We start from the raw sequence: 14598 nt of genomic DNA on the forward strand, positions 1-14598 counted from the left end.
GTTTAATTGTACTTATTCGGTACGGTTTTATCGTTTATTTACGAAAAAATAGTAATATTATTGCTTTTCAGCAATTTAATTGCTTTATTTGTATATACTAATCTAAATACCAAATCAATATGAATGCAAGTTCGAAACTTTTGGGTGGGTTGTTGATCGTTTTGACAACCGTTTCTTGTATTACAGGAAATAAACGTGACAGCGGGCGTAAAAACCTTTTGAAAGATTGTCCGGTTGTGGCCGAATATGTTCAAGTGGGTGACGATAAGGTTTTATCATGCGACCAAAAACTTCTGGCAGATACGATCCGGCTCCCTCTCAGTTTCTTTGCTGAAGATCTGGAAATTATCAAACTGGATGGGCGGGATACGGCATTGGTTACCCAGTGCGGAGTCAGTCTTTCTGATAATTATATTTTGATACATAGCGGATATCCGCCTACGGCATTTAAACTTTTCGATCGGGAAGGTAATTATTTGACGGATATAGGATCTGTAGGACAGGGGCCCGGTGAGTATAAATCTGTGTACGATGCCCAGATCGATGAAAAAAACAATCGTGTTTATCTGATGCCCTGGCAGACAAACCAACTTTTAGTCTACGATCTGCAGGGAAATGTATTGGATCCGGTGCCGTTGGGCATTCGTTGTCCTAAAGCAAATTTCAAAGTAGATCCGGATAGGGGGACAGTTACTGTAGCTGTATTGCCGTTCCCGAATACGCCGGCTGTTGTCTGGACACAGGACCTGTCGGGCAAGCATCTGGCGGAGGTTGCTCCCGGACATCTGGAAGTTCCGTGGACATTCAATAATGAGGTGATGTGTAATTTTAATATTCCCGGTGTATTTGATTTCGGTATTTTGTGCATCGAACCGACCCGTCCTGATTCATTATATCGGTATGACATTGAAAATAACCGGATATATCCTACCTTCACATTCAAGCATGTTGCCACCGATCCTATTCCCTGGCACGGTTATAATGAGTGGCCGGATCATTTTACCGGACAATATTCAGGTCCCCCTGTCGTTCAACAGTTTGAATCCGGAACAGTTGCGACGCCAGGAGAAATGGTTCACTATATAGTCGACAAGAGCACTTGCAAAGGTGCTTATTTTAAGATGTATAACGATTATTTCGGTGATCAGGAGATCGATTGGCCTAGTTCGACTTTTTTTAACGGACATTTTGTTCGTAACCTTGAACCCGGGAATTTATTAAGCGATATCGAAAATTTGTTGAAAAAAGAGACTCTTTCCGGTGAGATGAAGAAAAAACTGACGGACCTGCAACATTCGATAAGCGAGAATGATAATAATTATTTGATGATAGCACGGCTTAAAAAATAAGATATAAGTAAAAGCTGTATTAGGGAACGCATTCTGTGTCGTTTGCGTTCCCTAATACAGCTTTTGTGAAATTATTTAATTACGATCATGACGTTCTGATTGTCCGGCAGATCACTGAGGAACTTCTTTAATGATTCCTGTTTAGGGGAACCAGTCAGCTTGATTCGTTGTTTCAGGTCTTTTGCCGGGCGGATCATATACATATATTCGTCTGTTTGCCCATCAGGCCAGAAAGGCAAGCCACCATCCAGATCGTTTGTCATTCCTGTGGCTTTCAGAGGCAATGCTCTGGTCTGACGTTTGTTCTTCAGATAAACCATCAGATAGTCTTCAGAAGGGAAATCCCGGTTTTCTTTGTTTTTATTATCCAACCAGCCGGATTTGCTACTTTTTCCTTCCCGATGGACTTTCAGGAATACACCTTTCGGATTTTCTTTCAGATCATCCACCCATGCTTTGTTTCGTTTATCTCCTTTATTGAATACATAGGTGGCTGACGCTTTGTATTTTCCTAAATGGATATTATAGACAGGAACAATTGTCTGATGATCTGACAGGCGATAGACTGTGTCGCAATAAGTAGCGGAAAACGTTGGTTTATTATCATATAAATAGGATGTATTGTAAAGTGTAAAATTATAAAAGTTATCATCCTTTATTATTCCGAAAGAATCGATTCCAGCATAAAAGTTACAAATGGTATCATTTTTCAGATTGAATGTGGTTACCCCGTGATCGAATCCGGTTCCCGGGTAATTGAACCGTCGGAGATACATCTCCGATGTGAATATTTCCGCCCAGTTTTTCAGGACATAACGGTTAGGTAATGAATCTGCATATAGATAATGTGTTCTGGCTAACACGCTGTCCAGAGGTGGTAATTCAACAATGAACTTGTCTGAATATCCGGTTTCAGGATCTAGTTTCTTTAATAACACGTACAGTTTCGTTGTTGCTTTGTCATAAAACAGGTTATTTCCTGAGATATAATCTTTCCAATCGCCGTATTTTGTTTTCAGTCCTACACGTTTCCGCTTTTGTCCTTGCCTGTAAAGATACAGTTTCGGTTGGTTCAGGGCAATGAAACCTCCGTCAACGGCAACCACATCGGTGACCGGATATTTATCATCTCCCACCTGAAAGTACTCGATAGTTGAAGCGACTTCGCTTAATCGCACATCAGAGGATGTCGAGATGGCTGATTCGACATCTATCATCTCTACTGGTTTTGTCCGGTCATACCTGGCTGTATATTGAGGCCCGGTCGGCTGACGCGAAATCTCTTCTGTAGGTGAATAGTTTTTATCTTCACCCTTTTGCTTACAACCGGATAGAAGGATCAGGAAAGCAAAAAACAGACTGTATGATATATCTTTCATTTATATCAATGTTTTAATTTCGCTAATATGACGATATTATTATCGTTCTCATGGAGCGATTGTGCCAATGTTGTCAGTTCCTGTCTTTTTTCTTCTGATAATCCGTCGGATTTTAGTGTTTCTTCCAACATGTTTTTCAGATTTGCCGGTTCCATGTTTTTGTAAAAATAGCCATTACAGAAAGAATAGAGTGCTCCTCCGATTTCAGATCCTCCTAGAAAGTCGTTATACAAACGGAAGAATGCTCCTTTTCCGGTTTTTTTATCCACAATATAATAGGCAGGAGGCGAAGAAGTGAAAGTATTGGCCGATTCTCTCACCGGGTAAGATGCATCACCCATGAAATGATTGGGAAGTTCGACGTAGCCGTGCCAGGGTATAGGATCTTCATAGAAGTTCAATGTGAAGCAGGGACGTAGACGGTTGTTCCGGAAATCATAATGGTAAAGACTGTCCACACGTGTAGGCATAATACAAAGGATATTTACATCAAAAGTACCTGCTATATTATTATTAGTGATTACTTCATTGCTGAAATCCTGTGGAGTCTGGAGATGTCCGGATTCTATAAAGTTAATTCTATTCCCCTGGAAATCCTGTGTCCAGGCTATAGCCGGTATTCCTTGAAAGGGTAGTAAGACTACAGCGACAGTAGAATCCTGAGGATTCACCTGAAATGTCCCTTTGGGTACTCTCAGGCAAAGGGGAATAGGAGGTAACGGGTTACCTTCCAGGTCATAGACCAATATTTGGGCGCTTTGCCAGGGTAAGATATAAATGCGGTTGTTCTTTTCATCCAGACTGGCATCATATACATTCAGGTATTCATTGGGACCTTGGCCATAGGCTCCGATCGTAGTAAGGAATTTACCTTTCCGGTCGAAGAGTTTGAATGGGTTTTGTTTGTTATTCCAGATAAGTATATAATTATCGGAAGCAAGTAAACGGCTGTCGCTTACCAATGCTTCATCCCGATTGTCCAGATGAATGATCTCTGCTTCTTCTGTTAGGAAACTGAGCGGCAAACGTATGGAATCTGTTAATAGCTTCTGATCGCATGCAAGGACCTGATCGTCCCCGACTTGTACAAAGGTTCCGACAACTGGTGAATTTTCCAGTCCGTTACTGAATGACATGTTATTGCTGTTTTGACAGGATCCGGCCAATAACAGGCAGAGTGAACCGATAATAAGATTTCCAAACTTCTCCATAATAATATTGCTTTGAATAATGTTGGAAGCAAATATATCCTTTAATATTGATAAAAGAGGAGAAAGTGAATTGACATTTTTAAAACAAACATTCGTTGTATGTGGCTGAAGTGTAATTGTTTACTATTTTATCGTAGATAAAAAGCGTTGACATTTTCTGTTTCATGTCATTAAAATGTATTCAAAATCTCATCCAGTGTCAGGTTCTCGTCTTCCATTCCGAATTTTTCCCGTTTCATTCGTGCTTTTTTCTGGCTGATGGCGGAGGGAGTGATATAATAGATGGAGGCCAGGTCTTTTGTACTGATACCGCTTTTCAGTAAGCAACAGAAAGCAATATCCTTCGTTCTGAGTAGCGGATAAGTTTCTTTCAGACGTTCGGCAAATCCCGACCATATTTCATTGACGGTTTGGATCAGTTCTTCTATTTCTTCTGTTGTCAATTTCGATTTACTCTCTTCCGTACTCTCTTTGGTTCTACCGGTCAGAGAAGGGATTTTCTGGGAAGCGGAGAGACGGCGGAACAGTTGTTCGCGTAAAGCCGTGGCCCTTTCTCGCAGAGATATCAATTCCCGTTCTTTTTCAAGCTGGGCTACCTGGTTTTTCAATTCCTGTTCCTTGAGTTGTTGTTCACTGATTATTTTCTTTTTGCGTAAACGGCTGTAAATAATATACCAGATGGTGCAAGCCGTGATCAGTGCCAGACATAAGGACAGGAGGTAAATGTCCTGTTGTTTCTTTTTGAGTTTCAGTTCATTGTTCTCGTTTTTCAATAATTCCTCCTGGTACCTTTGTTTCATTATTTCAGAATGAACTTCACCGGAGATATTATTGAAGCTTTGCCTGTAATTTCTCCAGGCATAGTATATCTGTTCGGCTTTATTTCCCTGCTCATATAAATGGGCTTGCAACTGATAGGCCCGGGTGGCTATGTAAGGGTTGGTGCTCTGTATCGCATTTTTCAGATATATTCCGGCTGAGTCAATTTCTCCGGCAGCTATATATATTTGTGCTTGTGCGAGCATATGGTACGGATAGCTTGTACGTCTGTAACCAAAATCTATGGCGGACTTCAGGGCGGTAGTGGCACTTTCTATATCTCCTTTTTCTTTTTCTATATCACTTATTTTTTCGTAGAAAAAGGCTGTCTGTTCTGTCGAACCGGCCTCTACGGATTTTAGGATCGCTTTCTGGTAATAAATGATTGCGCTGTCCGGTTGTCCGGTATACCGGTAAGCCTGTCCTATGTCTGCTAAGACAGCTGCTTTCCCTGGTATTGAAATGAAAGCCGTGTCTTGCAAGGATTGTAAATGCTGCTGCAATGCCTGCTCCGGTTTCCCATTACTCAGAAGAGAAATGCCGCTATATTCGTATAGTCTGGTGCGCAGTGTTGCATCGGGAGCAAATGGGATGCCGCGGACAAAGAAAAAATCGGCGCGCACATAATTATCCGCATTCATATTGATGAGTCCAGCCCAAAAACATGCTTTAGAGGTATTGACAGAATCATTGTTGGCGATGAATATATCGATCGCCTCCGATATCAGAGAATCTGTCCGGATCCTGGTTCCTTTCTGTATTTCAGCGACTGTGTGATACAGATTATATTTTGCCTTAGGATAGTTCGCGAGTTTGTCGGGATTGTTGATTTTGCGCAATAATATCAATGTGCTGTCCGGTTTATTGTTCAGATGACTTTCTGCTTGCTCTAACCAATAGTTTGTTTCTCTGCCTGTACAGGCAGAGAAGGATAGTATAATAATGAACAGCAAAAAGTCATTTTTCATGATATGTATCGGGTTATATACAAAAACTTGTATTATTTAGTATCCTAATTTGAACTCCTGATCGACAGCCGGAATACCTTCGCTCATCCATTGAGGCATCGGCTGGTTATTCAGGTAATGCTGGAAGAACTGGAACATACGTTTTTGAAAATCGATACGGTTTGCCAATCGCATCGGCCAATGGATTTCACCGGTGTAATTAAGTAACCAAACCGGCTTCTGCAGGCGTTTAAGAGCTACAAAATATTCGATTCCCTGATACCAGGGCACATGACCGTCGTTATCGTTGTGCATGATCAGGATAGGCGTCTCCACTTTATCCATGGTGAATAATGGTGAGTTCTCCATATATTGCAGCGGAGAATCCCATAAAGTGCCGCCGATACGGCTCTGTCCGTGCTCATATTGGAAAGAACGGTTCAATCCGGATCCCCAACGTATTCCTCCGTATGCACTGAACATATTCACTACCGGCGCACCGGATTCGATGGCTGCAAATAAATTGGTGCGGGTGGCCAGATAGGCAACCTGGTATCCTCCCCAGCTATGTCCCTGTGCACCGATTCCTTTCTCATTTACATACCCTTTGGCGATCAATGATGTGATTCCCGGCATTACACAGTTGAAGCAACTTTCTCCGGGATAACCGTCAACGTAGCGTACATCCGGATTAAAGATAATATATCCGTTGCTGGTATAGAAATGATAATCGATGGTGGAACGATGAGGTTCCGGCATATGGTAAGCGTAGAGTGTTTCCGAATTACGTTCGTAGAAATTAACGATGACCGGATATTTCTTTGCCGGGTCGAAATCTGCCGGTTTATAGACTACCCCTTCCAGAGGAACACCATCCAGAGAAATCCAGGACACAAGTTCTGCCGTACCCCAGTTCAATTTATCTTGCTGGTCTCCTCCATGTGTCAGTTGGATGGATTTTTTGAAGCTCAGATCGGATAGCCGTATGTCCGGATATTGTTCAAATGTTTCTGATGTATAGATTACAGCATCTGCATTTTTAGCTTTGACCGGAGTTTTCAGCATAAAGTTTCCGGCCAGTAATGTCTTGGGTACGGCAGGAGTAGAAAGAGATGCATTGTAATATCCCGAACCTTTTGTTTTCTCGTTGAAAGCCAGTAATAACTGCGACTTTTTGGTATCAATGAATTTATCTTCTTTATCCAATTGTATCAGACGGTAAGAAAGTTGCTCCTTCCGTCCGTTGATTGTGAGGTTGACAGGAGTGACCTCAGCCATAGGATCGAATTTCCATATATCATAACGGTCATATAGTAAGATATTACGATCGTCTGCCGTCCATCCGGCAAGGCCGTGCGGAGACGGAAAATCCGGAACATCGTTATCCTCGTCCCATGCCGCAAATGTCGCAGGAGTGGTCAGGCGGTATTCTTTTCCGTTTCCTATGGAATAGGTATACCAGGAACTGTCTTGAACGCAGTACCAGTAGGCGTAAGAACCTTTCGGGGAAAGGCGCATATTGGTGTTTGCTGCTTCCTTTATCTGTTTGCGGTCTCCTGTTTCCATATTTATTGTATAGATGTCGTAACGGCTTCTGCCTTCCCACATTTGTTCCGTAGCGTATGGTAAATTGGTTGATAGCAAGGCGATCGGGGCATTTCCTTCATCGGCTGTCAGCAGATTCGGGATATTTTTGTCTGCGAGCTGGAATGACTTATTACTGTTGATATTATATACAGCAGTATACGTCTTTTTCAAGTCTTTTTGTTTGTTATATACCTGCTGGGTGTATTGAATATCTTCGTCCCATTTCCATATCTGTACGTCCGGACGGTTTTCGTCCAGTTTTGTAGTGTCTTTTTGTAGTGGGGCAGGAGCTGTTCCGAAGAAAATACGTTCGGAGTTTTCTGAAAAACGCAGGTCGCCGTTTCCGCTGATTACCCAACCGGCAGGGAGAAAGTTGTCTTTTTTTTCTGCGATCGGGCGTGCAGGTGCGTTGTTTTCAGCCAGATAAAGTGAGTATAATGTATTTGTGGAATCTTTGTCCGGGCAATGAAGAAAAGCTATTTTATTTCCTGTATCATTGAATGTTACTTTTGAGATAACACCTTTCCCCTCGAAAATCAGAGAACTACCCTTGTCAGGATTGTAGGTACATAATGTCGAATCGGTCGAATAATATAGAATATTACTTTTCCTGGCGAAACCGAATTCTTTTACATCTGAAAACGACATCTCTTTACTTCCGTCCAGTGCACGGACATGTAATACCGTATCCGATTTACTGTTTCGTCTATAAGCGATCCAGTCTGCACTTTCGGATAGTTTGTATGATTTCAGCGAGTCGATCGTCTCCTTTTTTTCCCGGAGATTGAAAATGACCAGTTCGTCCGAAGGCATATCTTCTTCTTTCGTCTTTTTTAGTTTCAGTGCTTCTACTTTTTCGAGTTCCGGCTTTTTGGTAACCAGCAGATAGCCGGAAGAGGCAGAAAACTCGGCATGGCCCGCAGGAAGAAAAGAGGCTGTCATCTCTCCTTTGGCATTATAAACGAAGAGGCTGGCATCTCCCCGCCAGGGTTCCATTTTACAGGCAACCCATTTCCCGTCGCGGGATATTGTCTGTTCCGTGATGCGTTTCCAGTTAACCATTTCGTCGAAGGTCATTGCTCTTTTCGCTTCTTGTGCGGAAACACTGCAATAAGCGCTCAGACAAATTAAAAGAACCAGTTGTTTAAGATATCCCATATTATCAATAAGTGTGTAATGTTTATGAATGCAATATTACGATTTTTTGATTTTATCACAAAAAAAAGCGAAGACCTTTGCTGTGTCTTCGCCTTTATAAAGTGCTATATCCTGAAAATTTTACTTATCCAGTTCTTTGTCGATCATTTCTTTCATCTTGTCCACTCCCATAAAACCGACCTGGAAATGGACCGGTGTACCGTCTTTTGCCACTACCATATAAGATGGGACACCCTGGATACCGAATTTCTTTCCCCAATATTCCCATTGTTCCCCGGTAACACGGTAATGTTCGCCTTTGATATCCGGGATCATTTGCTCCCAGGCTCCCTTCGGTGAATTTTCGGCGGCAAGATAGAGGAATACGACATCTTTTCCTTCATAATCCTTTTTCACCGGTTCCGTTTGCTTCATTGCCATCCGGCAAGGGCCGCACCAGGTTGCCCAGAAATCGACAAAGACAACTTTTCCACGGTAAGGAGTCGTGATCGCATTGAATAATTCCTCAGCCGGAATATCAGCCGTATTCACACGATCCACTACATAGCCCGATTTTTTCTTGTTTTCTTCGATCGTCAGCTTGAGCCTATTGTTCATATCGGTCAGGATATTTTTGATTACCGGTGATATCTTATCGGCTTCGGCCAACTGGTCGTCGGTAAGAGGTTGGAACTCCTGGATCGGGAGAGCCAGCTTTTGTGCTGCTATAAGGTCGAACAGGAATCCTTCGTTCGTTCCCATCAGTTTGGCTATGTCAGCTGTATTGTCAGGAAGTTCTTTGATATCTTTCGGCAGTGGTTTACCTGATAAATTGGCATATTGGAGACTACGAATAATATAAGTTAAATCCGAACAATAGAGTGCGACCGGTGAATTGGGGATAAATTCAGGAATGAAATCGTAATAAGCAGCGGTGATCTCCGGTTGTACAAATCCGGTAGCAGCCGAATCCCGTGGGATATTGTTAATCTGCCGATAGGCATATTCAAGGATATAAGTACCCATTAACTGTTGGGCTGTTTCCATATCGGCATTCATTAACAGGATTTTACGGTAAGCGTCGCTGATTTCCGGATATTTATCCAGTTCCTTTATTCCCTTTTCCCTGCGGTTCAGCCAATATTGTTTATACTGATCGATATTCATCGCAGCCACATCTTTAAACATTTGTTCATAATCAGCCTGCGAATTAATGCCTACCGGCAGTGCGCGGAGCGGTCCGTTGCATATCTCATTATTCAATGCGGCCAAACCGCCGCTAAAGTAATATTTTTCACCGAGTGACGGTTTATCTTTTTGCAGTTTCGATTGTGCCCGGCATATTTCCGGAAAATTGATTTCGACAGTGGTCGTTTCTCCCGGTTTCAGATAAACCTGTGCCTGCATGAAATTAGCTGATATACCGACAATAGAGATGTGATTGAGAGGAAGTTCCAGTTTGAAATTCCCTTGCGCGTCCACTTTGATCGAATTTTCATCTGTATTGCCGGTGATCGGATTGAAAGTCCAGGTAGAACCTGCCAGTTTCATTTCCGGACGGTATCCGGCAATATGTCCTTTCAGAGTGGCAATACCGGCTTTTAATTCAGGTGTTTCCAATACCGGTGTTTCTTTCGGATTCTTTTTCCCGGCCAGTGAGGAAGAGGCCGGTTTGCCATCCAGATGGATTCCCCAGATGCTGAAACCACCTTCTACATCTCCTTCAGAGAAATCGACTGTCTTTGTATTTTCCGGTAGCGGCGGGAAAATCATCTGGAAAGAGTAAGTACCCGATTCAGGCATCCATATTTCTTTATCCAGTTCCATTCCGACTCCCGACAGTATTTCATATTTTTTACCGTCTGCCTGCAGATAACTACCCGTAGCAATTTTGATCCAATTGTGAGGACGATAGAAAGCGTCGATGTATACGATAGTTGCCGTATCGTTCAATACCACTTTCTGCACTTCAAGGGATGTGGAACTCCATGCGTCGAAAGCGGGCAGTTCTATTACGCGTTCTTTTGCCTGTACGATCGTACAGCAAAAAAGAACAATGAAAGATAAGAATAACTGTTTCATGGATGATTGGTTTAGAGTATCAGATTACAGTTTCCGTCACAACCTGTCCGTCGAACAGATTGATGATGCGTGAGGCATATCCGGCATCATGCTGGCTATGGGTTACCATAACGATGGTCGTGCCCTCTTTATTTAATTCGTTGAGCAGGTTCATCACTTCCTGTCCGTTCTTACTATCCAGATTACCTGTCGGCTCATCGGCAAGTATCAGTTTCGGATTGGCAACGACGGCACGGGCGATGGCGACACGTTGTTGCTGACCTCCGGATAATTGCTGCGGAAAATGCTTTTCGCGGTGGACGATCGCCATACGTTCCATTGCCTCTTTCACTTTCTGCTTGCGTTCTGCGGCTGAAACTCCCATGTAAAGCAGGGGCAGTTCTATATTTTCATATACATTCAGTTCGTCTATCAGGTTAAAACTCTGGAATACGAAACCGATGATCCCTTTACGCAGTTTGGTACGTTGAGCTTCCGTGAATTTAGACACTTCCGTTCCATTGAGGTAATACTCACCGGCGCTTGGATTGTCCAGTAATCCCAGGATGTTCAGTAGTGTAGACTTACCGCAACCGGAAGGTCCCATAATTGCTACAAACTCTCCTTCTTTCACTTCTATATTCACCTTGTTCAAGGCCCATGTTTCCACTTCTTCTGTGCGGAAGATTTTTTCTAATGCTACTGTCTTAATCATGAGTATAAGAATTTTAATTTGCTATATAGAGAACAAAAGCTATGCCAATTTTGTAAATAGCTGATATGTATGGGTATATGGTCTTTGGGGCGCTCGTTGCTTGTGCATATCCGCACGAATCTGGTTCGAAAACGCACGGAAAAGGAATTGGATAAGTTTTGATAGCTGGAAATATCAAAATGTAAATATAAATGAATGTTTTGTGTAATTTCTGATACGTTAAAAAATATTAGTCGCGGGGGTATTTTCATTTACCCACTATACTAATCCGATTTACCCGCTATATTATTATCATTTTGATAGTTTGAAAAGGATAGATCCGTATAGCTCTTACCCGTTGTTTGAATGGGGGGAACGATTACTCTTTGAGACGGGGGGGTTATAAAATATCCTCATATAAACTATATAACCTTTTCCGGAGGAACAATATCGCATATCGTTTTCTGGAAATTAGCGTATTGACCGGTATTCCGGTCGATTCCGCTATTTCTTTGAACGGGATACCTTCCAGTTCTGTCAGTTCAAAGACAGTCCTTTGCTCACCCGGTAATTCGAGCAGGGCATTTTCCAGTTCCTCCCAGACGGTGGAACGGATGAAATCCATTTCCGGCGATTGGTCTTCATCGGGCATTAACTCGGAAAGTTCTTTCAGGAAAGTACCGTCATCCTCGTTATTGGAAAGATACGGCATTTCTTCCTCCCGATGCTTCCGGCTTCGGTCGATGATCTGGTTGCGGGCAACCGAATATAACCAGGCGGCGATCTGTTCAATCGGGTTATCCTCCTGGTCACTTTTCATGAACTGGTAAAATACGTTTTGCAGGATATCTTCACTATCTTCTTTGGATGAAACACGTTTGGCTATGAATCCTTTCAGTTGTGCCTGATATTTCCGGAAGATATCCGCAATCCGTATGTCCCGTTCTGAATTGGCTGATGTATTTGTAGATATCTCTTTCATTCGGGTGTATTACCGGAGGCCGGTTCCTGCATATCAAATCTACCGTTACGAAAATCAGCCATGTGCTTGCGTATATGTTCCCGACGTTCTTCCCATGACATATTCTTCATTCGTTCTTTAAACCGGGCATCCCTTTCCTGATTACCGAAAAAAAAGCCTTCCGGTTGGCGTCCGAATTGACCGAATTTTCCGATACCACCGAATAGAAGGCGGGTAAGTACCATAAAACCGGCAGCCTGCCAGTAAGTGATGGCCGCCCAACCGATAACGGAAGGAACCAGCAGATTCCATAAAAACATGACAGCCAGTGTCGCTAAAGCAAATATACCTACAAAGAACAGGAAAGCGAATCCTCCTTTGAATATTCTTGAATTTCTCATTGTGATATAAATTATATTGTTTATTACTCTGTTATTAATTCGATGGCGTGCGTTTGGCATACTTTTACACAGTTCCCGCAACCAACGCAATTTTCCGGATTGCTCACTGTGGCATAACTGCAACTACCGTTATTCACCATCTTCAAAACATCTCTACGGCATCTTTTTGCACAATATCCGCATCCACTACACTCATACGCAAAGACTTGTAAAGATATGACTTCTTTTCTTTTTCTTCCGAACATTTTCTGTTTCCATTTTAATAATTAAAAATCTGTTTAGTAAGACATGCCTTCTGTTCTTGTAGACGATTGACACGAAGGAATATTTTAAATAGAACTATTTTTTTGAATTATATCTTGCATTAGTCTGTATATTTGTGCGTTCAAAAGTAAAAAGTGATGAGCAATGTAAATAATGCACCTGTGTACTGGTTTATTTTTTTCAACGACCAGTTACTGTTGAAGAAAGAAGGTGAAACCTATACAATCCCTTGTAGTATCGATCCTCCTGTCCCGGTAGAGAATGTATTGGAAGTCTGTTCGTTCCGGGATGTACCCTGTCGGACAGCTGCTGTCGGAATACCGTTGGAAGAAACCGCTGGTTTCGTACCGATGGGATTACGGGCATCGTACGATTATCTCGATGGAACGTTGCATACTATAGCCGGTAAGGCTTACGAATTGATTTATTGGGACTTGCACAGCCGTTTCTGTCCTGCCTGCGGGACACGAACAGTTCTGCAGACTGCTATATCCAAACAATGCCCTGCCTGTAAATATGAGATATATCCGGTTGTTTCTCCGGCTATATTGGTCCTGATCCGTAAAGAAGATTCGATATTGCTGGTTCATGCCCGGAATTTTAAGGGATCTTTTCATGGGCTGGTTGCCGGTTTCCTGGAAACGGGAGAGACCTTGGAAGAATGTGTAAAACGGGAAGTAATGGAAGAAACAGGGTTGGAGATCGCCAATATCTCTTATTTTGGAAATCAACCGTGGCCATATCCCAGTAACCTGATGGTCGGGTTTATTGCCGATTATGTCAGTGGAACGATCCGTTTGCAGGATGAAGAACTGAGCGAAGGCGCTTTCTTCACAAAAGAAAATCTGCCGGAACTTCCCCGGAAGCTCAGTTTGGCGCGTAAGATGATCGACTGGTGGCTGGAACAGAATAAATAATGTTACATAATGGCACAATATGAATAGTGAAATTGAGCGTTATTCATATTCATATTGTGCCGTGAAATCAGCCAGGGAACTGTATGAGACAAGTTCTTTCGACTCTGAACGGATAAGGTTATAATTGCTATCGTATGTGTTGATAACTTTTCTGATTGCTTCTCCTGTTGAGGAAAAGGTGACCGACCGGGTATTCAGTCCGTCGATAAAAGAATATTGTATATAATTGATCAATTGATTATTGGCCGCATAATAGCGTTCCAGAATCAATTTGCCGACCTTGTCATAGGTATATGTCGTATAACTTTCCAAAGCTCCGGAAGTACCGTAATGTTCTTTCCGGTCCAGCATATTATTCTTGTATTTATAGACATCGTATTCAGATTGCGAAATAACCGGATAATAAGTGATACTCTTTTCCATTTTTCCCTCTTTTGAATAGATGTAGACTTGTGTCTGCAGGTTGATAAATCCTGCCGGTACATTTTTATTTGCTGTAAAATTGGAAGTAAGTATCAACCGGTCTTCCTGGTCGTATTGATAAATATTATATTCAGTTGTATCGGTCACTGTCGTCCCGTTATACATACAGCCGGAAATCCGGGATAATTGTCCTTCGTTGTTGTACTCATAAATTTTGCCGGAATAAACGGAATCGAACGAACCGGGTACGATCCGCTTCAGACGTGCGTTATTAAGAGATAACCTTTGAGGAACTTCATCATTGACAAATGTTACTTCCGGGTTATCGTTTACCGGCAACTTATCCAGATCTGAAGAATCACAACTGACCATCCCGTTCGTAAATAACAGGATGCAGACGAATATTGTCCATATATGTTCAGTTCTTTTCTTCATGAGGGACGCTACG

At 42.4% G+C, this 14598-nt stretch carries 12 protein-coding genes; 2 read left to right on the plus strand and 10 right to left on the minus strand.

The window, feature by feature from the left end:
* Positions 1-119: 119 nt before the first annotated feature.
* Entirely contained in the window at positions 120-1349 is a 1230-nt protein-coding gene (locus tag IEY67_RS10470; protein WP_183668450.1) for a DUF4934 domain-containing protein, read from the plus strand.
* A gap of 71 nt (positions 1350-1420) precedes the next feature.
* On the opposite strand, the gene IEY67_RS10475 is transcribed toward IEY67_RS10470, so the two are convergent.
* The 9 genes from IEY67_RS10475 to IEY67_RS25310 form a co-directional block, all read right to left on the minus strand.
* Entirely contained in the window at positions 1421-2728 is a 1308-nt protein-coding gene (locus IEY67_RS10475) for a DUF4933 domain-containing protein (protein WP_183668452.1), read from the minus strand.
* Between the two features lie 5 nt (positions 2729-2733).
* Entirely contained in the window at positions 2734-3939 is a 1206-nt protein-coding gene (locus IEY67_RS10480; protein ID WP_183668454.1) for a DUF4934 domain-containing protein, read from the minus strand.
* A gap of 170 nt (positions 3940-4109) precedes the next feature.
* Complete coding sequence (locus tag IEY67_RS10485; RefSeq protein ID WP_122373745.1) at positions 4110-5726, minus strand: tetratricopeptide repeat protein; 1617 nt, start codon at positions 5724-5726, stop codon at positions 4110-4112.
* Positions 5727-5762: 36 nt separating this feature from the next.
* On the minus strand, positions 5763-8450 hold the full coding sequence (locus IEY67_RS10490; protein ID WP_183668456.1) for a S9 family peptidase: 2688 nt from the start codon (positions 8448-8450) through the stop codon (positions 5763-5765).
* A gap of 120 nt (positions 8451-8570) precedes the next feature.
* Positions 8571-10511, minus strand: coding sequence for a TlpA family protein disulfide reductase (locus IEY67_RS10495; protein ID WP_122373743.1), 1941 nt, complete (start codon positions 10509-10511; stop codon positions 8571-8573).
* Between the two features lie 19 nt (positions 10512-10530).
* A complete protein-coding gene (locus IEY67_RS10500) occupies positions 10531-11205 on the minus strand; it encodes an ABC transporter ATP-binding protein (RefSeq protein WP_122355492.1) in 675 nt (224 codons plus the stop codon).
* A 379-nt stretch (positions 11206-11584) separates the two neighbouring features.
* A complete protein-coding gene (locus IEY67_RS10505) occupies positions 11585-12166 on the minus strand; it encodes an RNA polymerase sigma factor (RefSeq protein WP_122355490.1) in 582 nt (193 codons plus the stop codon).
* Positions 12163-12546: a hypothetical protein gene (locus IEY67_RS10510; RefSeq protein WP_122373742.1), complete on the minus strand. Its 384-nt coding sequence runs from the start codon at positions 12544-12546 to the stop codon at positions 12163-12165. The genes IEY67_RS10505 and IEY67_RS10510 overlap by 4 nt, the downstream gene beginning before the upstream one ends.
* A 23-nt stretch (positions 12547-12569) precedes the next feature.
* Positions 12570-12791, minus strand: coding sequence for a 4Fe-4S binding protein (locus IEY67_RS25310; protein WP_122355486.1), 222 nt, complete (start codon positions 12789-12791; stop codon positions 12570-12572).
* Positions 12792-12947: 156 nt separating this feature from the next.
* On the opposite strand from IEY67_RS25310, the gene nudC reads away from it, so the two are divergent.
* Positions 12948-13727 carry an NAD(+) diphosphatase gene (gene nudC, locus IEY67_RS10520; RefSeq protein WP_183668459.1) on the plus strand — a complete coding sequence of 260 codons (780 nt, stop codon included), beginning with the start codon at positions 12948-12950 and terminating at the stop codon, positions 13725-13727.
* 39 nt (positions 13728-13766) lie between these two features.
* On the opposite strand, the gene IEY67_RS10525 is transcribed toward nudC, so the two are convergent.
* Positions 13767-14585 carry a hypothetical protein gene (locus IEY67_RS10525; RefSeq protein ID WP_183668461.1) on the minus strand — a complete coding sequence of 273 codons (819 nt, stop codon included), beginning with the start codon at positions 14583-14585 and terminating at the stop codon, positions 13767-13769.
* Positions 14586-14598: the final 13 nt, after the last annotated feature.

The organism is Parabacteroides faecis (assembly GCF_014647375.1).
GTDB lineage: Bacteria > Bacteroidota > Bacteroidia > Bacteroidales > Tannerellaceae > Parabacteroides > Parabacteroides faecis.